The 26,459-nt window shown below is 42.0% G+C and carries 22 protein-coding genes; 18 read left to right on the top strand and 4 right to left on the bottom strand.

From position 1 onward, the window contains the following. The first annotated feature begins 2 nt into the window (after nucleotides 1-2). From AC1U9Z_RS07925 to AC1U9Z_RS07890, 8 genes are all read left to right on the top strand, one after another. The gene (locus tag AC1U9Z_RS07925; RefSeq protein ID WP_479956804.1) at nucleotides 3-686 is read left to right on the top strand and encodes an ABC transporter ATP-binding protein; all 684 of its coding nucleotides are present in this window, start codon (nucleotides 3-5) and stop codon (nucleotides 684-686) included. Then, nucleotides 673-1,911: an efflux RND transporter periplasmic adaptor subunit gene (locus AC1U9Z_RS07920; RefSeq protein ID WP_479956803.1), complete on the top strand. Its 1,239-nt coding sequence runs from the start codon at nucleotides 673-675 to the stop codon at nucleotides 1,909-1,911. Before AC1U9Z_RS07925 ends, AC1U9Z_RS07920 begins: the two co-directional genes overlap by 14 nt. Further along, complete coding sequence (locus AC1U9Z_RS07915; RefSeq protein WP_333530558.1) at nucleotides 1,829-3,103, top strand: ABC transporter permease; 1,275 nt, start codon at nucleotides 1,829-1,831, stop codon at nucleotides 3,101-3,103. Before AC1U9Z_RS07920 ends, AC1U9Z_RS07915 begins: the two co-directional genes overlap by 83 nt. A 12-nt stretch (nucleotides 3,104-3,115) precedes the next feature. Further along, nucleotides 3,116-4,216, top strand: a complete 1,101-nt coding sequence (locus tag AC1U9Z_RS07910) for a TolC family protein (protein WP_479956800.1) — start codon at nucleotides 3,116-3,118, stop codon at nucleotides 4,214-4,216. Between the two features lie 168 nt (nucleotides 4,217-4,384). Continuing rightward, on the top strand, nucleotides 4,385-5,095 hold the full coding sequence (locus AC1U9Z_RS07905; RefSeq protein WP_479956799.1) for a hypothetical protein: 711 nt from the start codon (nucleotides 4,385-4,387) through the stop codon (nucleotides 5,093-5,095). An 88-nt stretch (nucleotides 5,096-5,183) separates the two neighbouring features. Then, the gene (locus AC1U9Z_RS07900; RefSeq protein WP_333530562.1) at nucleotides 5,184-5,855 is read left to right on the top strand and encodes a response regulator transcription factor; all 672 of its coding nucleotides are present in this window, start codon (nucleotides 5,184-5,186) and stop codon (nucleotides 5,853-5,855) included. Further along, the gene (locus tag AC1U9Z_RS07895) at nucleotides 5,852-7,165 is read left to right on the top strand and encodes a sensor histidine kinase (protein WP_479956797.1); all 1,314 of its coding nucleotides are present in this window, start codon (nucleotides 5,852-5,854) and stop codon (nucleotides 7,163-7,165) included. Before AC1U9Z_RS07900 ends, AC1U9Z_RS07895 begins: the two co-directional genes overlap by 4 nt. A gap of 284 nt (nucleotides 7,166-7,449) precedes the next feature. After that, nucleotides 7,450-9,234, top strand: a complete 1,785-nt coding sequence (locus AC1U9Z_RS07890; RefSeq protein ID WP_479956794.1) for a transporter substrate-binding domain-containing diguanylate cyclase — start codon at nucleotides 7,450-7,452, stop codon at nucleotides 9,232-9,234. Between the two features lie 235 nt (nucleotides 9,235-9,469). Here the strand turns inward: AC1U9Z_RS07890 and AC1U9Z_RS07885 are convergent, their stop codons facing one another. Continuing rightward, a complete protein-coding gene (locus AC1U9Z_RS07885; protein WP_479956792.1) occupies nucleotides 9,470-11,263 on the bottom strand; it encodes a MutS family DNA mismatch repair protein in 1,794 nt (597 codons plus the stop codon). Between the two features lie 174 nt (nucleotides 11,264-11,437). On the opposite strand from AC1U9Z_RS07885, the gene AC1U9Z_RS07880 reads away from it, so the two are divergent. The 4 genes from AC1U9Z_RS07880 (at nucleotide 11,438) to AC1U9Z_RS07865 (ending at nucleotide 17,350) form a co-directional block, all read left to right on the top strand. Further along, nucleotides 11,438-13,117, top strand: coding sequence for a putative bifunctional diguanylate cyclase/phosphodiesterase (locus AC1U9Z_RS07880; protein ID WP_479956790.1), 1,680 nt, complete (start codon nucleotides 11,438-11,440; stop codon nucleotides 13,115-13,117). Nucleotides 13,118-13,244: 127 nt separating this feature from the next. Beyond that, nucleotides 13,245-14,612, top strand: coding sequence for an N-acetylmuramoyl-L-alanine amidase (locus AC1U9Z_RS07875; RefSeq protein WP_479956788.1), 1,368 nt, complete (start codon nucleotides 13,245-13,247; stop codon nucleotides 14,610-14,612). A 93-nt stretch (nucleotides 14,613-14,705) separates the two neighbouring features. Continuing rightward, nucleotides 14,706-15,314: a LysE/ArgO family amino acid transporter gene (locus tag AC1U9Z_RS07870; protein ID WP_479956786.1), complete on the top strand. Its 609-nt coding sequence runs from the start codon at nucleotides 14,706-14,708 to the stop codon at nucleotides 15,312-15,314. Nucleotides 15,315-15,436: 122 nt separating this feature from the next. Further along, nucleotides 15,437-17,350, top strand: a complete 1,914-nt coding sequence (locus AC1U9Z_RS07865; RefSeq protein WP_333530569.1) for a methyl-accepting chemotaxis protein — start codon at nucleotides 15,437-15,439, stop codon at nucleotides 17,348-17,350. Between the two features lie 294 nt (nucleotides 17,351-17,644). On the opposite strand, the gene rarD is transcribed toward AC1U9Z_RS07865, so the two are convergent. Further along, entirely contained in the window at nucleotides 17,645-18,598 is a 954-nt protein-coding gene (rarD, locus tag AC1U9Z_RS07860) for an EamA family transporter RarD (RefSeq protein ID WP_333530570.1), read from the bottom strand. A gap of 159 nt (nucleotides 18,599-18,757) precedes the next feature. On the opposite strand from rarD, the gene AC1U9Z_RS07855 reads away from it, so the two are divergent. Together AC1U9Z_RS07855 and AC1U9Z_RS07850 are read left to right on the top strand one after the other, a co-directional pair. After that, on the top strand, nucleotides 18,758-19,483 hold the full coding sequence (locus AC1U9Z_RS07855) for a YwiC-like family protein (RefSeq protein ID WP_333530571.1): 726 nt from the start codon (nucleotides 18,758-18,760) through the stop codon (nucleotides 19,481-19,483). Nucleotides 19,484-20,130: 647 nt separating this feature from the next. Beyond that, the gene (locus tag AC1U9Z_RS07850; RefSeq protein WP_333530572.1) at nucleotides 20,131-20,829 is read left to right on the top strand and encodes a response regulator transcription factor; all 699 of its coding nucleotides are present in this window, start codon (nucleotides 20,131-20,133) and stop codon (nucleotides 20,827-20,829) included. A 53-nt stretch (nucleotides 20,830-20,882) separates the two neighbouring features. Here AC1U9Z_RS07850 and AC1U9Z_RS07845 read toward each other — a convergent pair whose 3' ends face one another. Continuing rightward, the gene (locus AC1U9Z_RS07845) at nucleotides 20,883-21,257 is read right to left on the bottom strand and encodes a YlbF/YmcA family competence regulator (protein ID WP_333530573.1); all 375 of its coding nucleotides are present in this window, start codon (nucleotides 21,255-21,257) and stop codon (nucleotides 20,883-20,885) included. A gap of 66 nt (nucleotides 21,258-21,323) precedes the next feature. After that, the gene (locus AC1U9Z_RS07840; RefSeq protein ID WP_479956783.1) at nucleotides 21,324-22,058 is read right to left on the bottom strand and encodes a YkgJ family cysteine cluster protein; all 735 of its coding nucleotides are present in this window, start codon (nucleotides 22,056-22,058) and stop codon (nucleotides 21,324-21,326) included. A gap of 513 nt (nucleotides 22,059-22,571) precedes the next feature. Between AC1U9Z_RS07840 and AC1U9Z_RS07835 the strand changes: the two genes are divergently transcribed. From AC1U9Z_RS07835 to aprB, 4 genes are all read left to right on the top strand, one after another. After that, nucleotides 22,572-23,174 (top strand): 4Fe-4S dicluster domain-containing protein, encoded by a 603-nt coding sequence (locus tag AC1U9Z_RS07835; RefSeq protein ID WP_479956779.1) that lies wholly within the window; start codon nucleotides 22,572-22,574, stop codon nucleotides 23,172-23,174. A gap of 2 nt (nucleotides 23,175-23,176) precedes the next feature. Further along, nucleotides 23,177-24,049: a CoB--CoM heterodisulfide reductase iron-sulfur subunit B family protein gene (locus AC1U9Z_RS07830; RefSeq protein ID WP_479956777.1), complete on the top strand. Its 873-nt coding sequence runs from the start codon at nucleotides 23,177-23,179 to the stop codon at nucleotides 24,047-24,049. Nucleotides 24,050-24,479: 430 nt separating this feature from the next. Continuing rightward, entirely contained in the window at nucleotides 24,480-25,652 is a 1,173-nt protein-coding gene (gene sat, locus AC1U9Z_RS07825; protein ID WP_333530577.1) for a sulfate adenylyltransferase, read from the top strand. Nucleotides 25,653-25,999: 347 nt separating this feature from the next. Beyond that, a complete protein-coding gene (gene aprB, locus AC1U9Z_RS07820; protein WP_333530578.1) occupies nucleotides 26,000-26,443 on the top strand; it encodes an adenylyl-sulfate reductase subunit beta in 444 nt (147 codons plus the stop codon). Nucleotides 26,444-26,459: the final 16 nt, after the last annotated feature.

The following is a 26,459-nucleotide window of genomic DNA, read 5'->3' as shown; positions in this document are numbered from 1 at the left end:
TAATGGAAGGAAAATGCGTAATTGATGCTGCGAACCTGGTAAAGATTTATCAAAATGGCACCGAGGAACTTAAGGTGCTGGATGATGTCAGTATCAAGGTGCTTGCCGGTGATTTCATGGCTGTTCTGGGGCCTTCCGGTTCGGGAAAATCTACATTGATGAATATACTGGGTTGTCTGGATGTTCCCACCTCCGGCCAATACTCGTTGGATGGGTTCGATGTTTTAAAAGCCACAGAAAATGAATTGGCGGAGATTCGCAACAAAAAAATAGGCTTTATCTTTCAAAAATTTAACCTGTTGCCTCGATTAACGGCACTGCAAAATGTTATGCTCCCTTTGCTCTATCGTGGGCAGCCTGAGGCAGAGGCTCTGGCCCTGGCCAGAGAAAAACTAACGCTGTTAGGCTTAGAAGCAAGGCTGGGTCATCGCCCCAATGAGCTCTCCGGCGGTCAGCAGCAAAGGGTGGCCATCGCCAGGGCCATTGTGGGCAACCCTAAGTTGTTATTGGCGGATGAACCCACCGGGAACCTGGACAGCAAATCCAGTGAAGATGCCATGCAAATATTTAAGGAGCTTAATGAACAAGGAAATACCATTGTCATTATTACCCATGATGTTGAAGTGGCTGATCAGGTCAAAAAGTTAGTTTATATACGGGATGGTAAGTTATATGAAAATCATTAGTGAACAGAGGTTGAAGAATTTAGCCAAACTAAAAACGAAAAAATCATTTTGGATTGTTTTGTTAACGGTCCTTGTTTTGATCGGCGGCACTGGCTACTGGTGGCAAAGACAAGGCAGCCAGCCAAGTACAGAGGTTCAAATCCAGCAGGCTCAGGTGCAAAGGGGTGACATTCTGGTTGGTTTGGATTCGGATGGAACCATTGATTTTTCGAAAGTAACCCTACGTTTTGATGTCAGGGGGACCATTGCTGAAATTCTAGTCAAGGAAGGTGATCAGGTCAAAAAGGGAGATGTGATCGCCAAATTAGATGACAGGGATTATCAAGACCAATACCAACTGGCCTTAGCCAAGCTGCAGGAGGCCCAGGACCAAAACATAACGAATCAGTTAGACAATGAACTGACCCTCAAAAAAGCAGAGGCTGAATTGGAAAAATTACGGGATGAATATACAGAGATGGAAACCATTGCGGATGCCTATGCAGCCAATGAGTTAAAACTAAAAAAATTAGAGCTGGCTAACAAAGAGTCAGAATATGGCAATCTGCAGCAAAAGTTTGAGCTGCAAAGGGCCAGGGGCTTAGACCAAAATGAATTAGAGGTCAAAATGGCCAAAGAAAATTTAGAAGATACGATCTTATATGCCCCGGTTTCCGGTGTTGTTTTGGACTTTGCTAACAAGGTTGGGGAAAGTCTTACGGATGAACAAGACTTTGCCACGATCCATGAAAACAATACCATCAAGGCCATTACGAATGTGATTGAGTATGATATTGGCCAAATCAAAGTGGGACAACGGGTCTATGCAACGGTGGAAGCTGTACCAGACAAAAAATTTACTGGTCAAGTGACCAAGGTCAATGCCTTACCCAGTGAAGGGTCCAACGGTTTGGTTAACTATGCGGTGGAAGTGACCCTTCATGATCCCGGGCTAGAACTTAAGGATGGGATGACCTGTTCGGTATCCTTTGTCATTAAAGAGGTTAAGGACTGTTTAATTGTTCCCTACCAGGCTGTGAAGCTGGTGCAGGGTAAACAAGTGGTGAAGGTACTTGATGGACAGGGGCAACAGGTGGAAAAACAAATCAAGACAGGCTTTACGGATGGCACCAGCGTAGAGGTCATAGAAGGCCTGCGGGGCAATGAAACGGTTGTTTACCAACGGGCCAGCACAGGCAAAACAACCACTGCCACCCAGACAAACTTTAGCCAAAGAAGCAGGTGATGCTTTGAAATTAAAACAACTGCTTAAATTAGTCTTTACCAATATCACCCAAAACAAAGTGCGGACCTTTTTGACAACCCTGGGTGTGATCGTGGGAACCGCCACCATTTTCCTGGTGGTAGCCATTGGTAACGGTGGTGAAGCCCAGGTCAATGAGCAATACTCCAAGCTGAATGTCGGCACGATTATCGTTATGCCCGCCCAAAGGGGAAGGGTGGCCGATCCCCTTACCAAACAAGATGCCGAACTATTTTTAGCCAGCGAAAACATTGCCCAGGCCTATCCATTATTGCGCGGCAATGGAGATATTAACTTCAATAATTATTCTACTTCTGGAACCTTTATGGCAATTCAACCAGATTTTCAGACCAGTAACAACCTAATGGTAGAAACAGGTCGGGCCATCGAGGAAGAAGACGAAACGAAAAAGAACCGGGTTGCTGTGGTGGGTGCGGAACTTGCCAATACCCTGACGGATGGTAACTCAGCAGAAATTGTTGGCCAAAGTATCAGCATCAGTGGCAGGCGGTTTGAGGTAATCGGTATCTACGATCGGGTGGGCGATACCGGCTCCGGCCAGAGTTATGATGATGCCGCCTTTGTGCCCTATACGGTGGGAGAAAGATTTTTATTAGGAACCAGGGCGAACCCCACCATTAATGTGCAGGCCACCAGCCTAGAGACCGTTCAGTCCGCCATTGAGGATATTACCAATAGTCTCAATGAAAATCACCGGGCAGGTGGGGCCGATCAATTCCGCATTATGGATGCCGGCAGCAGATTGGCTGCGGCCCAAGAGACGGCCAGATCCATGTCGTTGCTGTTATTGGCGGTGGCCGTGGTGGTTTTGGTGGTGAGCGGCATCGGCATTATGAATGTCATGTTCGTCACGGTCAAGGAGAGAACCAAGGAGATCGGCACCTTGAAGGCCATTGGAGCCAAAAAAAAGGAGATATTAAGCCAGTTTTTGATTGAGGCGGTGATTATCAGCTTAGTAGGGGGCCTGATTGGTGTCTGCGTGGGCTTTATGACGGTACCAATATTACAATACTTTGAGCTGGCGGCCCTTCCTTCAATCAGTGGGGTTCTCCTAGGATTAACCTTTTCGGTTGTGACAGGGGTGTTCTTTGGTTTTTACCCGGCCTGGAAGGCTGCGGAACTTAGTCCCCTGGAAGCATTACGTTATGAATAAGGGGTGATAGCGATGGGCAAAATGCGAATCCTTCTATTGGCCATGTTCTTTGTGCTGGGCAGTGCTTCCCTCTGTTTTGCGGACACGGAAGTGGTTAGCCAGACAGAGGTTATTACCTTGGAACAAGCTAAGGGGTTGGTCAAAGAAAACAGCCGCAGCCTAAAGAAGTATGAAATTAATGCAGACAGAACAAAGTACCAGCAACAGCAAGCCAATTACCAATATTATGAGGCCATTGACAAATATAATGGCGAAGACTATGAAAGAATAAAATCAGCTTCCAGTAATATTCAAAATGCAGAGAATAATTATCATGATGCTGTGCAGGATGAAGAAAATTATCGTAAACAAATGGATTACATTGTGGAAGAAATCTATACTTCCCTTTTAAACCAGGAGGACTCCTTAAACAGTTTACATAAGGAGCAGGAACTGAAACAATATCAGCTCGGACTGGAAAGAAAAAAACTTACTTTAGGCAGCAGCAGTCAATATAAGGTAGATGAATTGGCTGCCAGTGTTACGACCCTAAAGACAAAGGTCATGGATCAAACGAATAGTATCAAAACGAAGAAGGGTCAGTTTAACGATTTGCTGGGCAGGGATTATGACGCTGAGCTGCAGTTGGTCCCCTTTGAGACTTCGCAAAAGGTTGAACTACCTGAGTACGCAACGTTACTGTCCGATGTCAGCTCTGCCTATAGCACCCTTTCCCGACTGCAAAGGGATCTGAGGGACATGGAGGACGATTTGGACGATGAAGATGACTTTGACTATTACAAATATTTGGTCTTAAGGCAAGAAATAAAGGCCAAGGAATTAGAACTGGTTGACGAAAAAAATAATTTAAACGAAGTGGTCAATAATCTGCTGACAGATATAACTTCCAAACAACAGGACTATCAAGTGGCATTAACCAATTACACCAATGCCCAAAGATCCTATGAGTGGGCCCAAAAACGCTACGAAATGGGGCAGCTTTCCAAGCTAGCTCTGTTGGAGAGCGAGCTAAACTATCTAAACGTAAAAAATCAAAAGGTTACAGCCAGCTATAGCCTTTATTTGAGCCAGCATTCTTTAAAATTGGCTGCAGAGGGTATTGTGATGAATTAATTTAACCTGGATGCTCCAAACGTCAGACCAGGCATAAGCAGTCTGCTGGTTTTTGACAAGAAATGTTTTTTACACAATTTTTCACAGTTCTTTGATAATTGTGCTGCATTCTTGACCTATCGTATAAGCATGGTCACACTGAAAAAATTCAAGGGAGGAATAAACAAAATGAAAAATTGGCAAACCAAAGCTGTATCCACTCTTTTGGCCTTTGCTGTATTGGTACCCTCTGCTGCCTTTGCCGCTGATGCAGTCAATGGTAAGGCGGAGTTGGCAGGCCATAAAGGCTTTGCCCACCACCAACCCTTTAATCAAGAAAAACAGCAGGAGTTCAATGAGAAGCTTATTGAACTGGTAACCAAATATACACCAGACAGCTTGACAGAATGGCAAAGTGCCCTGGCTAAGCAGGACCAGTTAAGGGAAGAGATGAAGGACAAGCGGCCTGTCAATGAGCAAAGGCCGGAATTATCCGAGGAAGTAAAAGCTAAAGTAGAGGCCATCCGTGAAGATGTTAAAAATGGAAAAATAACCAAAGAACAAGCACAGGAACAACTACAGGCCCTTGGCCTAGAAAAGATCCGAGATAAAAAAGGCTTCAAAGGGCAACCTCAACTATCCGATGAAGCAAAGCAACAACTCCAAGCGATCCGGGAAGATGTAAAAAGCGGTAAATTGACCAAGGAACAAACGAAAGAAGAAATGAAAAAACGCAATCTTGATCTTAGAAAAGACGCTAAAGATAACCCAATGGCTTCGTTCCATGAGGCAATAGCAGCCAACGATGAAACTAAAATTAAAGAATTTTTGCCTCAGATGTTAGAACAATTGAAGGAGAAAAACCAGCAGTTGTCCAATAAATTAACAGAATCAAATTAAGGAAGCAAAACCAGACTCCCTACTGATTGGGGGTCTGGGCTTTTTCATATGGGGCGGAAGGCCAATTTACAGGTAGGGTGTGTGGGAGATGTATCAAATTTTTTTAGTTGAGGATGAATTAAACTTAAACCAGATCCTAACCTCCTATTTGCAAAAGGAAGGTTGGGAAGTGCGGTCATTTACAAATGGGCAATCTGCCTTGGGCGTTATTGATGAATGTCCCCATCTCTGGATTCTTGATATTATGCTGCCGGACATTGATGGTTACCAACTGCTGCGACGCATTAAAGAGGAAGCACCAGGCATGCCGGTAATTTTTATCTCAGCCCGGGATGCTGATATAGATCGTATCATGGGTCTAGAAATGGGCAGCGATGATTATTTGGCTAAACCCTTCCTGCCCAGGGAACTGGTTATCCGTGCCCGGAGGGTTCTGGAACGGGTATACAATAAGTTTGCAGAGTTAGAAAAACCAAACCTATATCTGGAACCCTATCTGTTGGATGAGTCGAAGCGTGAAATCAGCAGGGATGACCGGGTTATTGAGTTAACCTCAAAGGAATATGATTTAGCGTTATTTTTTACTAAGCACAAGGGGCAGGCACTTTCTCGGGAGCAAATTATTAACTGGGTTTGGGGAGAGGATTATGTTGGTACCGACCGTTCGGTGGATGACTTGGTACGGCGCATCAGAAAAAAGCTGCCGGAGTTACGCATTGAAACGGTTTATGGCTATGGCTACAGGGTGCTGGCAAAATGAAAAACCTATCGCTGACGGTTAAAATATGGCTGGCCATTTCCGTGGTTAGCTTATCCTTATACCTGGTGGTACTAATCTTCACCCCTCATCTCATTCGCAGTTTCTTTAATGATAAAATGCTGGAACCGGTGCCGCCCCGCGAACCACCCAGGAGTCAAGTGGAACCACTGAATGACCGGGGTTTTCATATCCGCAGTTTTATCATGCTGGGGGATGGAACAACCTTACCCCTGCAGGCTAAACAAGCTTTTCAGCAGTCCTTTTTACAAGAAATAAAGCAAAATGCAGAATCCCAGCTATTGTCTAAGGAACTCTATGAAAGCCGCAATGGGCAGATTGCCATTCGCTACGTTATAATCAAAGACATGGCTTATGAACGCCCCCTGTATCAGGTTATGTTTTTAAGAAAACCGGAGGAGGATCGGTTTGTCAAGGAGTTCTTATTTAATCTGATGCTCTATGTGGGGCTTGCTCTGGTGGCCAGTTGGTTTGTGTCGCTATTCATCGTGCGCTACCTCACCCGACCCCTTACGCTGATGGAACAGCATGTTAAGCGCATTGCCAATCGGAATTGGCATGAGCCTTTGGCAATAAAGAGAAATGATGAAATTGGCCAGTTGGCTGCCTCGATTGATACCATGCGACAGCAACTCATTCAACAAGATGAAACGCAGCAAACCATGCTGCAAAATATATCACATGAATTGAAAACACCGGTGATGGTTATTCGCAGCTATGCCCAAGCGATGAAGGATGGTATCTACCCAAAGGGTGATCCGAACGGGAGTATCGAGGTGATCGACGAAGAAGGGGCCAGATTGGAGAAATTAATTAAACAACTTCTTTATTTAACACGTCTGGATTATTTGTCAAACAGAAAGCCGATGCAGGAAGAGGTACAATTTGATAAGTTGATCGAAAAAAGTGTCCAGCGGCTAAGCCTGCAAAGGCCTGACATAACCCTGCAGTTAGACCTCCAGGAAGGTACCGTAATGGGTGATGCAGAAACCTTGCGGGCCATGGTTGAAAACCTTTTCGACAATCATCTGCGTTATGCAAGGTCACGAATTGAGATCAATCTCAAGTTTAATAGGAATCACGAAGTAATGCTCACCCTTTGGAATGATGGTTCCCAGATCGAGCCCCATATTTTACAGGGTATATTCAAGCCCTTTCAGAAAGGCCATGAAGGAAAATATGGCCTGGGTCTAACCATTGTACAGCGAATACTTAAATTACATCAGGGTGAAATTGTCCTGACCAATGAACGGGACGGCGTTTTGAGTGTTGTAAAAATGAAAGTAGATTAGTAGCTGGGGTCAGGCCCGCAGCATGGCAGGATTATGTTTTACTTTTACAATATTGCCATGCTGCAGGCCTGACCCCATTCAGTTTCCTTAAGTCTTCCGTTGTTGGGTTATTATGGCAGTTGAAAACCTTAAACTTGTATGGAGGAGATATATATTAGATAGTATAATAAGGGTTAACTTAGCCTGCAAAATTTTGAATTGTGTTTTTTGCATAGAGGGTTGGTTGAGTAAATAATCCATGTGGGGTACATATATCCGTTGCTTAGCTGATGGGGGAATGCTACATGATTCTTGATGGGTACAAAAACATTATTTTTTACAAACGGATGGTTAAAAAAACCCTGCTGGTAAGTATTTGCTGGTTTTTTGTAATGGTATTGGCAATCACGGCAGAGGCCCGGCCCTTAAATTTGACACAGGAGGAAAAGGAATATATTTCAAAAAATCCGGTACTAAAGGTAATAACGCTAGATGGAGCAGCACCCCTTCAATATGCTGATGAAAATGGAGAAATGCAGGGCATTTCCCGTCATGTAATGGATGAAATCTCTAAGCTGACAGGGCTTGTTTTTGAATATAAGATGGTAGATTCGTTGGATCAAGTCTTAAAAGAAAAAGCGGATATTTTTGTTGGGATTCCCTATAATTATTCCAGTTATTCCTTTCCTGACATGGTTTTATCCCGACCGTTTCTAAAGTCCTCAACGATTCTCTATGTACATTCTTCAGTCAATGCAAATAAACTGAATGATAAAATCTATGCTGCTGTAAAAGGCAGTAAACTTCCGAAAGGAATCAAAGAAGAAAATGCGATTTACTTTAACACCCGGGAAGAGAGTTTGGATGCCGTAGAATCTGGAGAAGCAGATTATGGTTATGGTAATGCATATTCGGTGGTATTTTATACACTTCAGAATGGCTATAATCATATTGTGACTATTCCACAGGAAAAGGAGCCAAGGGAATACTGCCTGGGGTTTATCAACAAAGATAAATTATTAGAAGCTATTATAAATAAATCATTGGGTGCAATCAGTGAAAATCAAATGCAGAATATCGTTCTGGATGTTACCTCCCATGTTGAAAGAAAAATTACCCCCGCAATGCTTTTTAAATCCTATGGCTCAGAAATAGCGGTCATTGCTTTTGTCGTCATTGCTTTACTGACATATGGAATTTATTGCAATATCAACTCAAATATCAAGCTAAAAGTGCAGAATAAACGGTATGAGGTTCTGGCTGAAATTTCCAACGAGTATCTTTATGAATATGACATAAAGAAGGATTTGCTGGTGTTGTCTGAGAAGTGCAGCCAGCTTTTTGAAATGCAGGGAACCATTGATGAATCCAGCGGCATGCTGAAAAATAGCTTGGTGAATTTACAGTTTAAAAACCCCAATGCGGAATTGCTATGTAAACCGGAAAGATATAACACAACCTACGAAATAAAACTGCCTCTGGCTGACGGTGGGGTGGGCACGTTTAAAGTAATTAACTCCAGTGTATGTGACAGCAATGGAAAAGTAGAATATATCATTGGAAAACTAATTGACATCAGTGAGGAAGCTGCAGAAAAAGAAGCTCTTATTTCCAAGGCCCAAAGGGATGGCTTAACCGGTCTGTATAATGCTGCAACCAGTAAGGAGCTGATTGTGGAAAGGATCGCTCAGCGGTGCCATGGTACCATGGATGCTTTTTTGCTGGTAGATTTGGATTTGTTTAAAAATGTAAACGACCGTCTTGGCCATCATACAGGTGATCGGGTACTGCAAGATTTAGCAAGGGATTTGAAACGTATCTTCCGAAACACCGATATCATTGGACGTCTTGGTGGTGATGAATTCTGCATATATATGAAGGATATCCCTTCGGGTGAATTTGTGCAGAGAAAATGTCAGCAATTGAGTAAGTTTGTGCATAAAACCATAGATGGCATAACAATATCCGTCAGCATTGGCATCGTATTGGTGAATGAAACAAAACCATATGAAAAAGTGTTTCAAGTGGCGGATGCTGCCCTATATCAGGCAAAGGGCAATGGCAGAGGACAATATGTTGTTTCCAGGTAAAAAAGGTACTTTTCAATGATGAATGCCTTTTTGATAAAAAGCATCCTGAATTTAAGGGGGGGTCTAGTTATACAACCTGACTTTTGCAGTTGAATCGATAAGAAACAGTCTTAAACCCTGATGAATAACTCAAAACCCGGTAAGCCTTGAAAGATAAGGACCGGGTTTTAAATTTTGGTTTCTTTTCGCTAGAAGTATTTGTCGTGTCGACACAATGACTGCTTGTTTGTGTAGATTAAACATCAATACCAATCATTTTCATTAGAGCGATAGCATTGGTAGTCTGGGAAACCCCTTCCTTCAAGCGGTAATCGAAGGTCATTTCATTATTTATGATTGCGTCCGTAAAATGGTAATTTTTAATGCGTTGCGGATATTCTGATGCCAGGGTACTAAGCTCCAGGTCATGGGTGGTAACAAAACCAATCACCGATTGCTTGGCTAAATTTTTAATAATTGTTCTGGCGCCGGCTATGCGATCCCGGGAGTTGGTACCTCTGAATATTTCATCCAACAGGAAAATCAGAGGGTGGCCCTGGTTGGCAGCTTCTATGACTAATTTTATGCGTTTCAGTTCCGCATAAAAGGAAGAAATACTTTGCTCCAGGTTATCCTGAATTCGCATACTGGTGTAAATGTTCATGAGAGAACAGTGCATGTTTTTGGCGCAGGCAGGTGCTCCGGCATAGGCCAGCACAAGGTTAATACCCACTGTGCGCAGCAGAGTACTTTTGCCGGACATATTGGAACCGGTAATAATATGGATGGTCCCGGGCTGAGGCAAAGAGACATTGTTAGAGATTCGGGATGCTTCATTTATTAATGGGTGTCCCAGGTCGGTGGCCGAAAAGGATGGCCCAGCCTCAGAGACCTTGGGAAAGACCCAATGTGGATTGTCATGGGCCAGAGCTGCTATGCTGGACAAAGCTTCGAATTGACCGATAATTTCAAACCACTCTTCCAAAAATAGACCATACCGAGACTTCCATTGATCCATAGCACGTATTGTATAGAGATCCCAGAAGATTAAGGCATTAATAAAATGATAGACCACCGAGTTTCTTAAATTAATTAAAGTAGCTATTTTAGCCAGTGCCTTAATTTGTTGGGAAGCCTTTTGATCCTTCTGCATCAATTTTTTCTGGAGTGTCACCAGCAGTGGGGCCTGAAAAGTTGCTTCCTCAATATGCTTCAAAAGCAGCACAAGACGTTCCAATTCTTCTGAGATTCTTTCCGTATTTTGCAAGGATTTGGCTATAAAAACCTGACCCACAACTACCAATAGTACTTGCAAAATTAAGAGGGCCAAAGGCACAGAGGTAGGAACGATGCGATATGCCATTAAAATTAAACAGACCAAGGTGGTCAAGGGCAATAGCCAGAGTAGATAAATGTATGTTTTATTTGCCAAAAGGGGTCCTTGTTTGGCCCATTCCCATAAATTAACCAGGTCATTTTGCCTGTACTGGGTGGACATACCAGTGGCTTGCAGGTGTTGGCGCCAGGACAAGCGGGAGGATAAATCCTGAATCGCCATCTGGCGGTCGTTAATATCCTCCGCACGGGTTGGGCCAAGGAACAGCTTTGCTAGTGCCTGCTCTCCCGTAACCAGATTGGCGGCGTTGATATATTGAAAGAGTGAGTCTTGACCAAAGATATTGAGGTCACTGGCAAAGGGATGTTCCGGATCTAGAAATGATTCCCCACGCCAGGAAAACTTTGTCCAGTGGCCGGAAATTCTGGCCAAGGCCCAAAGATTAATCTGAAGCAAGTTTTCTATATGAATTATTTTCCTTCTTACTTTTTTATGCTTTTGTACCATTAGCACAAACACGAAAAGAACGGGTAGAACATAAAAATAAAAGTTTGGGAAACCCTTCATATAGCCATAAATCAATAAGCCAACCATACTTAGGGCGGCCAGACTGCGGTATAGAACAAGTGAATTATCTGTCTTCCTTAGCCCAGCTAGCTGACCTTCATACTGTTTCTTGTTGTTTTGATAATGCCTCTTTATCGTAGTTTCCATAAATTGCTCCCCAAGAGTTAATTTCTGTTATTCTATCATAAACCGAAGAGGTCATACAAAAATAAATAGATGACAGTACTTTTTTTATTACCAACTGAAGGTAATCCTGATTATTTATGGAAGTTAGTGAATAAACTATTTTAGCTAGATTAACAGGCGAGGGGGTGATGTTAGGTGCATTGTGAACAGGTGAACTTGCAGCAGTTTGATAAAGAATACTTTAAAACTATTTTCGAAAAGGCAGCCATGGGTATTGCTATCACAGATTTAGATGGCAGTTTAATTGAAAGCAATGCAGCACTGCAGCAAATACTGGGGTATAGTGAAGAAGAATTGATCGGTAAATCCTACAAGGAAGTTACTCACCCTGGTAACTTACAGGAAAGTACGAATTTATATCAGGAAATATTAACGGGAAAACGTGACTCCTTCGAAATGGTTAAACGGTATTTTCATAAGAGCGGCAGAATTATTTGGGCTAGGCTTATTGTTTCTTCTATACAACAAAAATTATTTATCTGTCTGGTGGAGGATATAACCGTACGAAAAAAAGCCGAAGAGCAAATGGCCTATCTGGCTACCCATGATTATTTAACCAAAATACCCAACCGATATTCATTAGAGGAAAGGCTAAAGAAGGCTATCGAGGAAGCCAAGGGCGGCCAGGCAAAGGCACTGGTACTGATCGATGTAGATAATTTTAATCTGGTTAATGACGTGCTGGGTCATGCTGGCGGCGATGAACTATTAATATCACTGGTGTCAGCTTTAAAAAATCATCTTGGAGCGGATGATTTCATTGCCCGTTTATCCGGGGACGAATTTGCTTTATTGCTAGAAGCGGAAAATTTACAGCAAGTAAATGAGGTAGCGGAAAAAATCAGAATGTCCATTGAACAAGCAGAGATCTGTATTGTCAGACAAAGGGTTTGTTATTACCTAACCATCAGTATGGGTGTTGTCATGGTGGATGGAACACTGGATAGCAAGGAACTTTTAACCCATGCTGATATTGCAGTGCGTATGGCCAAGGAAAGGGGGAAAAACAGGGTCGTGCTTATTTCCCCCAATGAAATAGCGGCTGCCAATTTTTCTAGGACCACGGAAATGGTTGATATTGTTCGGACGGGAATTAGAGAAAACCGCTTTATCTTACTCTTTCAACCGGTGGTAAACAATTACGAAGAAAACATCGTACACTACGAGGTTCTGCTGCGCTTAAGGGACCCACAGGGGCAGATATTATTACCCGGGGAGTTTATTCCCATCGCAGAAAAATTTGGCTTAATGTCACAGATTGATCAGTTAGTGGTAGAGAGTGCCATAAAAATCCTAGAAAAGAATCCGGAAATCAAACTTTTTGTCAACCTTTCTGGCGTAAGTCTGGGAGATAAGAAACTGTTACAAATCATTGAGGGAGAGATTTTTAGCAGCGGGATAGATGCCTCTCGTCTGGGTTTTGAGATAACGGAAACCGTGGCAGTAAAGGATTTTGTTCAAGCAGGGCACTGGATTAATAGATTAAGAGAACTGGGCTGCCCCTTTGCCTTGGATGACTTTGGTATTGGTTTTTCTTCCTTTAATTATCTTCGGGAATTACCGGTGGATTATATAAAAATTGATGGTTCCTACGTGCGTAATATACACCAAGACCCTACTCAGCTGGCCTTTGTGCAGGCAATTCAAACAGTTGCCAATTCTCTAGGCAAAAAGACCGTAGCGGAGTTTGTTGAAAATGATGAAATTATTCAAGAACTCAGGAAACTGGGGGTAAATTTTTCCCAGGGTTATTACATTGGAAAACCAGCCGGAGAATCGCAATTTAGCGGAGGACACAAAGGGTATGAAGGCTAACGGCCTTTCATACCCTTTAATTTTCCTTTTAGGAAAGGGCGTTTGTCCGTCATAATCTTAAAAAGTTATAAATTCCCCCCTAAACCACTTAATTTTACAGTATAATTTGATAGGGGAGGAGAGGACATTGAAAAAACTATACAGTATCATAATGATTGTTTGCTTCCTATTCGCAGCAACACCGGCACTGGCCAAGACACCAGAATTGATGATTAATGACCAATTCATTGAGACCGATGTTGCACCACAAATTATTAATAGCCGGGTATTGGTTCCTTTAAGGGTGATTTCCGAATCCCTTGGGGCATTTGTGGATTGGGAAAAAAGCACGCAAACTGTAACGATTACGGACCAGAACAATGTACTTAAATTAAAACTTAATAATAAAACTTCATATATAAATGGCATACCCAACCAGATGGATGTTCCGCCACAGATGATGGCCAATCGGACAATGGTACCACTGAGGTTTATCAGTGAACAGCTAGGTGCAACGGTAAATTGGCAGGGCAATGAAAAAAGGGTTATTATTGAGCGGGTTCAGAATAACCACCAGGACCAAGATGATGATGCGGATGGAAGTGGGTCTGTTAACAGAGAACTTACGGATATTTCCCTTGTAGAAACAGAAGACCAAGCGGTAATTGAAATATCCGTAAAACAAGGCACGAACAATGTTTTTGAGTTAAAGAATCCAGATCGGATTGTCTTTGATCTAGCGAATACAGCCCAAAGGGTGGGTGCTGACCCAACCATAGAGAGTCAATTTTTAGATGCGATAAAATTGGGTGTTCACCCTGGTGACGTAACAAGGGTGGTGCTCCAACTGAAGGACCGGAGTACCACTGGGTATCAAGCAAACCAGCTGGAGGACAAGCTGATGATCACTTTGACCAAAAGGGAACCAGCACCACCCGAAGAAGGGTACACCAATAAAGTGGTTAACAGTCAGAGTAACCTTATTGTCATTGATCCGGGCCATGGAGGTAAAGACGTAGGAGCGATTGGAGCCAGCGGCAGATGGGAAAAAACCGTCAACCTAGCCATATCCCAGAAATTAAAAAATACTCTGGAGGACCGTGGCTTTTCTGTGGTAATGACAAGGGAAGAAGATGCTGCTTTCCTATCTTTAGACGAGAGAGCTCAATTGGCCAATCGGCTCAACCCCCTTTGCTTTATTAGCATCCATGCCAATGCTGCGGCGAATTCCGGGGTATCAGGATTAGAAACCTATGCATTTTACGGTAGCGATAAAACCCTTGCGGATTTAATTCACAGAGCTATTTTAACCAAGACCCATCAAGTGGATCGTAAGGTGAAGGAAGCAGGCTTCTATGTTATTAAACATACCAAAATGCCGTCCGTTCTAGTGGAGACAGGCTTCATTTCAAATCCCCAGGAAGATCAGTTCTTGTTTGAAGACAGCAATCAGATGCTAATAGCCGAGGCCATTGCTGAGGCTGTTGTTCAGTTTAAAACGCTCTATCATAAATAGCGTTAACCAAGCTCAGCCAGATATTAAATAGGCTGAGCTTAATTTTGCTCTGGTCCTTCGTACTAGAAGTAACAGAGGATGGGAGGATTAGAAATGGATGCTTTTATTCACGGGTTTTTATTGGCCTTTGGTCTAATACTCCCCTTGGGGGTACAAAATGTTTTTGTATTTAACCAGGGAGCCAACCAACCCACCCTATTTAAGGCAGCTCCGGTTATTATTACTGCCGCAATTTGCGATACCATGCTTATAGCGATGGCTGTACTAGGTGTATCCGTCCTCGTACTAAAGCTTAACTGGTTAAATACTGTATTGTATGGTTTAGGAATAATATTTTTAATTTATATGGGCTGGGCCACTTGGCGCAGCACAGTTGGCAGCAACGCCGAGGAACAACCAGAAGCGACGCCTCCTAAAAAGCAGATATTATTTGCGGCCTCAGTTTCGTTACTCAATCCCCATGCTATTCTTGATACAGTAGGTGTCATTGGCACCAGCTCACTTCATTATTCCGGTAATGACAAGTGGCTGTTTGCCCTAGCAGCCATTCTAGTTTCCTGGTTTTGGTTTATTGGCTTAGCTTTGGCAGGTAGACTATTAGGCAAAAAAGATGGGGAGGGCAAGTGGCTTAAAGGGTTAAACAAAATTTCAGCATTGATTATTTGGGGTACAGCCGTATACCTTGTACATTCCTTGATTTAATTGACCCTTTTAGGTCAATATTTTGGCATTGTCAATTACAAGACATTTCACAATCTAGATAGTTGTTAAAATATGTTATTAATGCCATGAAAAATTTATAATATTCTGGAAGGGGTTGCATAATGAAGGGAGCGGGCAAAGTATGGTGGGGAAGTTTACGAGTGAGGTTGTTAATCTCATTTATTGTAATAACTTTACTACCCCTGGGTGGCTACAGTTTTTATAGCATTAACAAGTCAAAAATGATTCTTAAAGAACAATATGGTATCCAAACACAACAGTTATTAAGCACCAATTTAAGTGACATATTAGAGGCTGAACAAAGAATTGTCATGGAACTAGCCCATACCCCCATTGTAAAATCGATGAATTACCAACAAGCGGAGCCATATTTTCAACGTTTTATTAAGGATAACCCACAGTATTCTCACCTTTTAATTTGTGATCCCACAGGAACTGAAATTGCCCACTCAGAGGGTGCTGAACATCATGGGAAAAACATTGCGGATAAGGAGTATTTCAAAACACCTTGGGAAACGAGTAAATCTGTTATTGCCGATGCTACCTTTTCTACCAGCACAGGTCGCAAAATTGTCGGTTTGGGTGCCCCTATCTATAATGAAGCCAATGAAAAGATTGGGGTCGTGGTTGGTTTTATTAAATTAGAATTTATATCCGATCGTGTAACCAGTAAGAAGATATCCCAAAATGGCTATACCTTTATGCTAAATAAAAATGGTGAATACATTGGTCACCCAGAAACGAAAAAGCTACTGGAGGAAAACCCTCTCAAAGATAACGCCACGAATCAACAATACAAAGATATCCTAAAAAAGATGCTGGCCCAGGGAAGTGGTGTTGAGGAAACGGTTATTAATGATCATAAAATGATTATTAATTATAAACCAGCCAATATAAACGGGTGGTCTATTGCTGCCGTAAGCCCTCTGGAAGAAGTTTATGCTCTGTCTGACAAATTGGAGCAGGATACCTGGAAGGCAATGCTGATCATTGCGCTGCTTCTCTTAGTAGTAGTCACCTTCGTAACAAACTCCATTCTTAAACCAATTAAGCAATATGTGACACTGGTTGAAAAAGGCGATTTTTCCTACAGGATTACAGGGAATGATGAATTAGGAACAGCATTTAAAAAATTAGCTAATGATTTACAAAGGATGCTGGCATCGATTGACAGTGGAATTGAAAAACTAACATCATCTTCTGAGTTGTTTAAAAATATTTCAGAGACTTCTGCCACAGCTGCCAATGACGTTTCTGGAAAGGTACAGAATATTGCAGAAGCAGCGCAGGTTCAAAGGGGTAAAATGTCTGAAATTAATACCTTTATCAGCAAGTTAAATAAGCAACTATTAAAAATGCAGGAAGAACTGGAAAACAGCCAAAGTTCTTCAGACCAGGCCTATTTTACTGCAAAAAATGGCCAGCATTTGGTAAAACAAATGGCTTCCTCAATTGAGACACTGAACCAAAAAACCCACCAAATAAATACAATTGTGGATACCATTAGTTCTATTGCTGATCAAACGAATCTTCTGGCCCTAAACGCGGCCATTGAGGCTGCCAGAGCAGGTGATTCGGGCCGTGGATTTGCCGTGGTAGCAGAGGAAGTAAGAAAGCTGGCATCCCAAAGCTCTGATGCTACCAACAAAATCGGGGCCTTAGTCCAGGATATTAGAAGTGACATTGACTCAGTGGTTGTCCTAACTGTAAAACAGGGTAATTCGAATAATGTCGTTAGTGCCTTTGAGGATATATTGGCAAAAAGCCAGGTTACATCGGACGGAGTAGCATCTTTGGTTGCAGTGTCTTCGGAAATCCGACGTGATAGTCAATTAATAGAAAAAGAGGTAGGGCAATTTGCTTCAATTATTGCTAAGACTGCAGAAGATGCGGTTGGTATTGCGGAATATACCCAGGAGCAAACAGCCACAGTTGAGGAGTTAACCAGTTCTGCAGAAGAATTAAACAACTTGGCTGCCAATATGAGAGAAGAGATTAATCGATTTAAGTATTAGGAAACCATTCGGTCACAAAGCGCTTTAGTGGTAACAAAAACAAGACGCCGTCCCACAGCGATTTCACTGCAGGGCGGCATAGAAGACTCCTCAAATTAATTATGTACTCAGATTTAGAAAAAATCAATAATAATTGCCCGTCATAATGAAAATTTTCCCCTGTACTTTTTAGGATAAAAGTTAAAGGAGTATTGCAAAACTACTTTCAAGTAGCAAGCAATACTCCTTTTTTAACAATTTGTGGATTCCTAACGATCCTTTGCTTTGCTCGGGGTGACAGTATGCTGGCTTTTCCTAGGTAACCTGTCGCTTCCCGTGGGATAACTTCTTGTAAAGGATGGTTTCCAATTGAATAAAAGGCTTCGTTTTGGCCAGGGAAAAAATAACCAGGGCAAACCAGATGATTGAAAAAGAGAGTAAATGGGTATGGTTAAAGGGTTCGTGATATATAAATACACCGATCATTAATGCCAATGTGGGAGCAATATATTGTAAAAAACCTACCAGAGAGAGGGGGAGGCGTTTTGCCCCACTGGCAAACAGAATCAGCGGTACGGCTGTAACCACACCAGCTCCCATTAACAGCAAGGATAGATAGGGAACATCTAGGCCAAAGGCACCGGCGCCGTTTTTATGAACATATAACAAATACCCTAGGGCAAAGGGTGTCATAAATAGTGTTTCAATCGCTATACCGGTGATAGCACTTACATTTACCATTTTCTTACTTAAGCCATATAAGGCAAAACTTGTAGCTAAGATAATGACAATCCAAGGCATGGCACCTGAGTGCAGAGCCATATTCAAAACCCCTAGGGTAGCTAATAAGAAAGAAAACATCTGCCAAAAAGAGAGTTTCTCCTTTAATACGATGATCCCAAGCAATACACTAATGAGAGGGTTTAAATAGTAACCCAAACTGGTTTCTATAATATGATTGTGATTAACAGCCCAGATATAAGTAAACCAGTTTACAGAAATTAAAGCGGAAGCTAAAAACATGGCAAAAAGTTTTTTCGGTTGTGAAGCGATTTGCCGAAATTCACAAATAAAGGATCGGAACTTACCGATGACTAACAATAATGCCAGTACAAACACAAAGGACCAGAAAAAGCGATGGGCCAGAATCTCATGGGAGGGGACACTTTGTACCATTTTCCAATAGATCGGGAGGATACCCCAGATTAAGTAAGAGCCACCTGTGACAAGTATGCCAAGGGAATGATTGTTTGTTTTTTTTATTTCCATTTTATTACCTCATAGATGTTTAAATATGCTTGCAATAAAGATTATATCACATAAAGGTTTATCCATCGGCAAGATATTATTAGATTATCATCCAAGTGTAATCCGTAGCACATACATCCCTTTGGCAATTCACTATACTAACCTATGAGGTGATTTTATATGTCTATTGTTTTGCCAAAGGAACATGGTGCTTGGGCCATGCTAATTGTGCCCTTTGTAGTGGGAGTAGTCCCTTATGGACCGACTTGGTTGCATTTGCCCCTTTTTTTAGGCTGGTTCTTCCTATATTTATCTTCCTGCCCACTGCGGATGCTTTTTCGAAATCCACAACAAACCAATAAACCTGTAAAATGGCTTGCTATATATAGCATCATCGGGACGACGTTTCTCATGATTCCCCTTTACTATCATTGGCAATTATTGTCCCTGGGTTTGCTGATGGTACCTCTATTAGGGGCAAACCTATATTTTGCAAGGGTGAAGCGTGAGCGGGAATTTGTAAATAATTTAAGTGGTATAGCAGCTTTGTCCCTGGGGTCTGTGGCCAGTATCTATGTAGCCGTAGGTGCTTGGACAGAGGAAGCCTTCTGGGTTTGGCTTTTTTGTGTGTTGTTTTTTGGTGGCAGCGTGTTCTTTGTTAAAACAAAGATACGTGAAAGGAATAATACCGTATTTCTCTATTACTCGTGGCTTTATCATGGTTTGCTGGTGTTATTACCTATTTTTCTATCCGAGTTTTTGCTTGCCCTTGCGTATTTGCCTAGTTTTGCTCGCTCCACTGCCCTCACCAAAAGAGAAATGTCCCCGTTGCAAATCGGTCAGGTGGAGATCTTGAATTCCCTATTCTTTACCGTAGCTATCATCAATTATTTAAAGTTAGCATAAAAGCTCAATCCCGCCCCAATGGAGCGGGATTGTTTTTCACTAGCAGAAACTAAAAAATAGGAAGGATGCTAGGAGAAGAGAAAAACTAGGGCTGCCACCCGCGTCTAGGGACTTTCGTGCCCTTTAGGGTATGACGCAAGCCAAGTTTTTCTAATGATTTCTGATTACAGAAGGGACAATAAATCTTTGGTGCAAAATAATAGTAGTAAATAGGGTAAATTGGTATCAGGGCTAGGAACCAAGCCCAGGACCATTTTTTAACCGGTGTAACATTTCTCTTACAGTTTAAGCAATACTTTTTCTCCCTCAATATAAATCACCCAATTTCCACTCTTTTTATACGATCAGAAAGTATAAGATATTGTTACCTAAAATACCAATGCTATGCTTCCACTTACGCAATGATTATTAAAAATGCAAGCTAAGTTTTTCGAGCTTAAGTGGATAAACTGTGTATAAGTCTGTGGACAAGGCGGTGTTTGTGTGGATAAATGTCTAATAAAATGGGATAGAGAGCATCGGAAAGGATACGCCAAAATAGTACTATTTAAAAGTGGAAAAAAATAATTAGTAATTATAGAAGGAATAAGCTAAATGTTTCCGAAGTATTTAGTAATAAATGTGTTTCTGGAGGGTAGTGGGTAATCATGAGCAATGGAACAATATTAATTGCGGACGATGATCATAGAATTGTCAAGATTGTTTCTCATAGTTTAGAGCAAGAGGGGTACAGAGTTATTACCGCTAAAGATGGGGAAGAGGCAGTTCAAATAGCCACAACCATGAAGCCAGACCTTGTTATTATGGATATCATGATGCCTAAACTTGACGGTTTAGAGGCCTCCCAGAAAATTAAAGCGAAAGTCGATGTACCCATCATAATTTTATCCGCCAAAGATGACGTTGTGGATAAGATAGTTGGTTTTAAAATGGGTGTAGATGATTATCAGACCAAACCTTTTAGTCCGGCGGAACTGGCCCTAAGGGTAAAAGCAGTGCTCAGAAGAAGCAAGCCAGTACCTGGGAATAAAAACAAGGAAATATTAGAGTATAACAATTTTTACATTGAATATGCCACTCGTTTAGTCCGTGTATGGGGACAGGAGGTCACTCTGACAGCAAAGGAATTTGATATGCTCTGGTTGATGGCATCACATCCTAATCAGATTTTTTCCAGATTACAACTCCTTGAGCAGATTTGGGAAAGTCACTTTGAAGGTGACGAAGATACCGTTACCGTACACATTCGTAGACTAAGAAGAAAGATTGAAAGGGATGCAGCCAGACCGGAATTAATTAAAACCGTTTGGGGAGTCGGCTATAAATTTGAAGCGGCCAAAGAATAACTAAAAAAACAATGACCTGCTTCGTGCAGGTCATTGTTTTTTTTAGTTATTCTTTAGTTAGTGTCATCCTCAGTCATTGCTGGTTGCTCTTTGGCGCGGATGCCCTCACGAATCTTCGTACTGATGAGGGACATGATGCCTTGGAACTTTTCATGGGCTTCAAAGGAAGCTTTAACCACAGGGTTTTCAATGGCCTTAGCCTCTGTTTCCTGCATTTTTTGCTTGTCCTCCTCTGTTAATGGAAGACCAGCCAATTTCTTTTGTTGTATTTCCATTTGTAGCTTTTGTAAGCCCTCAACTAGGCTGCGGGCATTTTGGTCGTGCAGTAGGTTCGTTTCAGCTTGCTTCATATTTAGATATTCATCCGTTTCTGACAAGATCTTTCCTAATTCCACACACATATCGAGGGCTTCGTTGATTTTTGCCATGATATCTACCTCCTAATGTTAATTTCTTCACGGGTAAAGGAAATCCTCCCCAAAGGTAACTGAAACCTAGAATTGAAAAGCGAAGGCCTTGTCCAATATACTATCCAGCAATTCTCTATTTCCTTCATTATATTGTTTCATTACTTTTATTTTTCGAGACCGCGCACCGGATCCTAAAATCGTATTTGCCAGATGTATCGGGTAGGGGAGCAGTGTACCCTCTTGGTCTACTAGGTCCTGGGAAAAATAATAGCAATCTAAGGTTCCGATCTGAGCGGCATAACCTGCTAATGTAGATTTTGCCAAATAAGAACCCATATCAGAAGTAACTTTATCACACCAAGGCAATTCGTAATCAATTATTTCCTGAGGGATAACCAGGTCATATTCTTCTTTAATCTTTTTGGCCAGTTGATGCAAACCGCGGTTACCTGTTTCAAAATCTTCTTTTGATAACAGGCCGTAAGAACGGCAAGTGAAGGGGCGCACCTCATATACCGAACACTGATTGCTTTCATTTAAAAAAGGACACTTTTGATTGCGATCGACTAATTCCAGATAAAAATATTCCGCAGACTTTTTTACAATGTTTTTCCATTCTGATCTTTGCTTGTCCCGAATATATCTATACAAATTTAAATATTCAATAAAGAAAGCAGGGGGACTACCCCAATTGCAGCATGTAGCACAGCCGATGCAGGACGTTTTAGGGAGTTTTTCATAGACTTCGGAGAGCTTAGTAAAAAAGTTGTTTTGTTCAGCTTTGCTAAGAGCAGAATATAATTCCACCTGTTGCAGCATAGATTCATCTCCTTAATTTTTTTTCCTGACTATGTACTAATTATAACAAATAACTGGCTAGCTGGCGATGCAGGAATAAAAAGAAGTTAATAAAAAGATTTTTGTAAAAAATTAAAGGATAATATATAATCACCTAGAATATAGTTAAATAAAGCACAAGCAAAAGTCGTGTGAATGACAAGTTCACAGAGTAATTGCGAGAAAAAAGCATAAGCATTAGATTTTTTAAAGGAATTTAGCGATATTTCTGCTTGTCAACTAAAAACGGTGGTGCTATAGTTAAATTAAGAAACCCCTTAAATCGCCAAATTAGTGTTATAAATTCAAAGCATTAAGGTAATTCCTAAATGCGTTATATTTATTTAAAGAACGAAACAAGGAGGTGTCTGAAGGCATAACTGTGCTTGCGTGTGTTCGGATATTCACAAGGCCGAAGGGCTGCATAATTGAATGTCCGCTTGCTTTTGGCCAGTTAACAGTTTAAGAGTGCCCGAAGGGAAGTGAGGGAGTTCAATGTCAGAAGCGATTGCAACGAAGAGGGCCGTGGTGAAATATGACTCGAAATTTACCAAAAAAGTCTATGCGATGGAAAATGGTAAATGGGTTAAGATGTGTATGCAATGTGGTATTTGCCCCACAACCTGCGCCCTCAAAGAAAAAATGGATCTTTCCCCAAGACGGATAATTCAGCTGATTCGGGCAGGTCATAAGGATGAAGTTCTTAAGGCCAATACTATGTGGTTATGTACTTCATGTTATACATGTGCCTGTCGTTGTCCCCGTGGAGTTCCCATGATGGATGTAATGCATGATTTGCGCCACCTAGCGGTGGAGAATGGTTATAGTCACGATTCCCAGGCTATGGCTGAAGTTTATGCCAAGGATGTTGCCAAACGAGGACGCATTTGGGAAGGTGGACTCACATTAAACTATGGTTTAAAAATTGGTCTGGGCAGATTTATCAAGATGGCCTTCGATTTGCAAGATGTTGGTAAAAATATGATGCTTCATCGCCGGTTGACCCTTTTACCCCCAAAGGGTGTCAAAAACCCTGACAAACTCAGAGCAATATTAGAACGAGCTTCAGAAATTGCCCAAAGGGAGGGTGGTCACTAGTTATGAAGTACACATTTTACCCTGGCTGTGCCAGTGAGGGGACAGCCGTTAGTTACCATCACTCTGCTCTAGAAGTGGCAAAACTTCTAGGGTTGGAAATGAAAGAAATTGAAGATTGGAATTGTTGCGGCTCAACCGTGACATCCAGTGTCATTGGCCAATTTGCGGCCGATGTATTAGCTTCCAGAAATTTGGCCTTGGCTGAAAAAACAGGTCCGGAAGATGTTGTTACAACTTGTAGTTCCTGCTATGCTATATTGGGGAACGTAAATAAGAAGTTCAGCAGTGAGCATTTTAAGGCAAATGCCAATGATGCCCTCAGTAAAGATAGTCTTAGTTATCACGGTGGGCTGAATGTGCGTATGCTGTTGGATGTAATGGTGTCTGAAGTGGGTTTAGAAAACATTGCCGCTAAAGTGGTCAAGCCCTTAAAGGGACTAAAAGTAGCTGGTTATGTGGGCTGCCAAACAGTAAGGGCCCTGAGGGAATTTGACAACTGGGAAAACCCTACCTTTTTAGATAACATAATTGACACCTTGGGCGCAGAACCTGTTAATTTCTCTCACAAACTCAAATGCTGCACAGGTGCAATGGCTTTAAGTTCTCCTGAGGTAACGATATCTGCACTATATCCCATCCTAAAAAGTGCCCATGATGCAGGAGCTGACCTAATTGTAACCCCTTGTCCCCTGTGTCAAATGAACCTAGATGCCTATCAGATTAAAGTCAATAAAGTATATGGCACGAACTATAACCTACCGGTATTATTCTTTACCCAGCTCATGGCTTTGGCTTTTGGTTTAGATAAAAAGAAAGCTGCTCTGGAATATTGCATTGTATCACCGGACAAGGCACTCCAAAGCCTTGGGGCATAATGTAGAAAAAAGCAGAAAAAGATAATTATTTTTTGCACAAAATCTTATAAAATTTATGAAAGTTAGCAGGAATATCAAAATATAGATAGAATAAGAGAAAGTAAAGAAAATCACAAACAAGACAAAAAAGTACCTTCCGGTACCCACTTTAGATAGATAGGAGTGGGGATGTTGTGAATGCAGTGGGGTATTCAAATAAAAAGTTGCGTTTTTCGACAGAGCAAATCCTTTGCCGTTCAGAAAATGTGACCCGACTTAATCTTAACCAACTTAGCAATAAGCAATCCTGGCAGGTTAGTTAATTGAAAAATTGGTTAGATAGCCCCTTGCAGAAAAAACATCAGCCAAGTGGTGCATCTCCATAAGTGTTTGGATTCACAAAATAAGGACTAAGTCCAAATTGTTACATTAAATAAGGGAGGCGTTATTAATGGCATTAGTTCAACCCCATGGTGGCAAACTGACCCCGGTTTTAGTACCTAGGGAACAGCGTGCTGAAATGCAAGCAAAAGCTGAAAAACTGCCCGTAATCCGCATGAGTTCTCGGGAATCCTCTGATTGCTTGATGCTCGGCATGGGTGCATTCTCTCCTCTGACTGGCTTTATGAAGCAAGCCGACTACGAAGGTGTTGTAGATAATATGCACCTAGCCAACGGTTTAGCTTGGCCTCTGCCTGTAACCTTGGCAGTTACCAAAGAACAAGCTGCTAATATTGAAATTGGCAGTGAGCAAGCTCTGGTTGACGACGAGACTGGCATCTATGTTGGTATTATTACCGTAGCTGAAAAATATGAATACGACAAAGTTAAAGAATGCAAAGCTTCTTTCTTTACCGATGACGCTGAGCACCCTGGCGTTCAGAAAGTAATGGAGCAAGGCGAAGTTTACATCGGTGGCGACATCGTAACCTTCTCCGAAATGGGCTATGCTACCAAGTATGCTGGCTACTATGCTCACCCAGCAGAAACCCGTGCCCTGTTTGAATCCAAGGGCTGGAACACTGTTTGCGCATTCCAAACCCGTAACCCCTTGCACCGCTCTCACGAGTTCCTGTGCAAAATCGGCAACGAAGTTTGCGACGGCCTGTTCCTACACCCCATCGTTGGTAAACTGAAGAAGGGTGATATTCCCGCTGAAGTACGTTTCGAAGCTTACAAAGCTCACATGAAATATTACTTTAACGAAAAGACCATCGAAATGCGCGTATATCCCATGGAAATGCGCTATGCTGGTCCTAAAGAAGCTATCCTGCACGCTATCTTCCGTCAAAACTTTGGCTGCAGCCACATCCTCGTTGGTCGTGACCACGCTGGTGTAGGCAGCTACTACACTGCATACCAAGCTCAGGAAATCTTTGATGCCTTCAAGCCCGGCGAACTTCTTTGCCAGCCCATCAAAGTAACCTCTGCTTACTACTGCACCAAGTGCCAAGGTATGGCTACTGAAAAATCTTGCCCACACGGCCCAGAAGATCGCATTGCTATCAGTGGCACCAAAGTTCGCGAAATGTTTGGCCGCGGCGAACTGCCACCGCTGGAATTTGGACGTAAAGAAGTACTTGAAATCCTCACTAAGTACTATCAAAGTTTAGATAACAACTAAGCCTAACTTAAATTCCCTGCTGATAGTAGAATGTAAATAAAACGAGTCAACCTCGATTTCTCATATATTCTACAACATTCGACATTTCGTAGCTGTCGGTAGAACGACAAACCTCGTCTTAATACAAAAAATACTAAATAAATTGATATGGTGGTTGTTCATATGCGAACACCACTATATCATAAGAAATTTTTAGTCTTAAGATGGGTTCTGTTTGCAAACCCTTCGGAGTTTCCGAAAAACGAAAGTGTCGTGGTAGTGAGGGAGTATTATATTAGACAAGGTGTGTTTTAATTAGCAATTAAAGACGTAAAGTCTTTAAATTTAAGCAATAGGGAGGTAAAAAAATGCCTAGCTTTGTAATTGCTGAAAAGTGCGATGGTTGCAAAGGTCAAGACAAAACCGCTTGCATGTACATCTGCCCCAACGATCTGATGGTTCTGGACAAAGAAAAAATGAAAGCCACCAACCGTGACGTATCCCAATGCTGGGAATGCTACTGCTGCGTTAAGATTTGCCCTCAACAGGCTATTGACGTTCGTGGTTATGCTGACTTCGTTCCCATGGGTGCCAGCTGTGTACCCCTCAGAAGCTCCGACAGCATTATGTGGACCGTTAAGTTCCGTAATGGCATGCTGAAGCGCTTTAAGTTCCCCATCCGTACCACTGAAGAAGGTTCCGCTGTTCCTGACGGTGGCTATACTCTAGACCAAGAAGATTTAAACAACCAGTTGCTCTTCACTGAGCCCTATTCCACCGGTACTGCTGAACTTCCTGGCCTGAAGAAGTAATTGAGATAATTAACTA

It is taken from the genome of Desulfotomaculum sp. (assembly GCF_982386235.1).
This window is presented reverse-complemented; position numbering and strand designations above follow the sequence as displayed.

Excerpts from the sequence above, each read along its gene's own strand:
- AC1U9Z_RS07925 (WP_479956804.1), top strand. The coding sequence starts at position 3 with ATGGAAGGAAAATGCGTAATTGATGCTGCGAACCTGGTAAAGATTTAT.
- AC1U9Z_RS07920 (WP_479956803.1), top strand. The coding sequence starts at position 673 with ATGAAAATCATTAGTGAACAGAGGTTGAAGAATTTAGCCAAACTAAAA.
- AC1U9Z_RS07915 (WP_333530558.1), top strand. The coding sequence starts at position 1,829 with ATGAAACGGTTGTTTACCAACGGGCCAGCACAGGCAAAACAACCACTG.
- AC1U9Z_RS07910 (WP_479956800.1), top strand. The coding sequence starts at position 3,116 with ATGGGCAAAATGCGAATCCTTCTATTGGCCATGTTCTTTGTGCTGGGC.
- AC1U9Z_RS07905 (WP_479956799.1), top strand. The coding sequence starts at position 4,385 with ATGAAAAATTGGCAAACCAAAGCTGTATCCACTCTTTTGGCCTTTGCT.
- AC1U9Z_RS07900 (WP_333530562.1), top strand. The coding sequence starts at position 5,184 with ATGTATCAAATTTTTTTAGTTGAGGATGAATTAAACTTAAACCAGATC.
- AC1U9Z_RS07895 (WP_479956797.1), top strand. The coding sequence starts at position 5,852 with ATGAAAAACCTATCGCTGACGGTTAAAATATGGCTGGCCATTTCCGTG.
- AC1U9Z_RS07890 (WP_479956794.1), top strand. The coding sequence starts at position 7,450 with ATGATTCTTGATGGGTACAAAAACATTATTTTTTACAAACGGATGGTT.
- AC1U9Z_RS07885 (WP_479956792.1), bottom strand. The coding sequence starts at position 11,263 with ATGGAAACTACGATAAAGAGGCATTATCAAAACAACAAGAAACAGTAT.
- AC1U9Z_RS07870 (WP_479956786.1), top strand. The coding sequence starts at position 14,706 with ATGGATGCTTTTATTCACGGGTTTTTATTGGCCTTTGGTCTAATACTC.
- AC1U9Z_RS07865 (WP_333530569.1), top strand. The coding sequence starts at position 15,437 with ATGAAGGGAGCGGGCAAAGTATGGTGGGGAAGTTTACGAGTGAGGTTG.
- rarD (WP_333530570.1), bottom strand. The coding sequence starts at position 18,598 with ATGGAAATAAAAAAAACAAACAATCATTCCCTTGGCATACTTGTCACA.
- AC1U9Z_RS07855 (WP_333530571.1), top strand. The coding sequence starts at position 18,758 with ATGTCTATTGTTTTGCCAAAGGAACATGGTGCTTGGGCCATGCTAATT.
- AC1U9Z_RS07850 (WP_333530572.1), top strand. The coding sequence starts at position 20,131 with ATGAGCAATGGAACAATATTAATTGCGGACGATGATCATAGAATTGTC.
- AC1U9Z_RS07845 (WP_333530573.1), bottom strand. The coding sequence starts at position 21,257 with ATGGCAAAAATCAACGAAGCCCTCGATATGTGTGTGGAATTAGGAAAG.
- AC1U9Z_RS07840 (WP_479956783.1), bottom strand. The coding sequence starts at position 22,058 with ATGCTGCAACAGGTGGAATTATATTCTGCTCTTAGCAAAGCTGAACAA.
- AC1U9Z_RS07835 (WP_479956779.1), top strand. The coding sequence starts at position 22,572 with ATGTCAGAAGCGATTGCAACGAAGAGGGCCGTGGTGAAATATGACTCG.
- AC1U9Z_RS07830 (WP_479956777.1), top strand. The coding sequence starts at position 23,177 with ATGAAGTACACATTTTACCCTGGCTGTGCCAGTGAGGGGACAGCCGTT.
- sat (WP_333530577.1), top strand. The coding sequence starts at position 24,480 with ATGGCATTAGTTCAACCCCATGGTGGCAAACTGACCCCGGTTTTAGTA.
- aprB (WP_333530578.1), top strand. The coding sequence starts at position 26,000 with ATGCCTAGCTTTGTAATTGCTGAAAAGTGCGATGGTTGCAAAGGTCAA.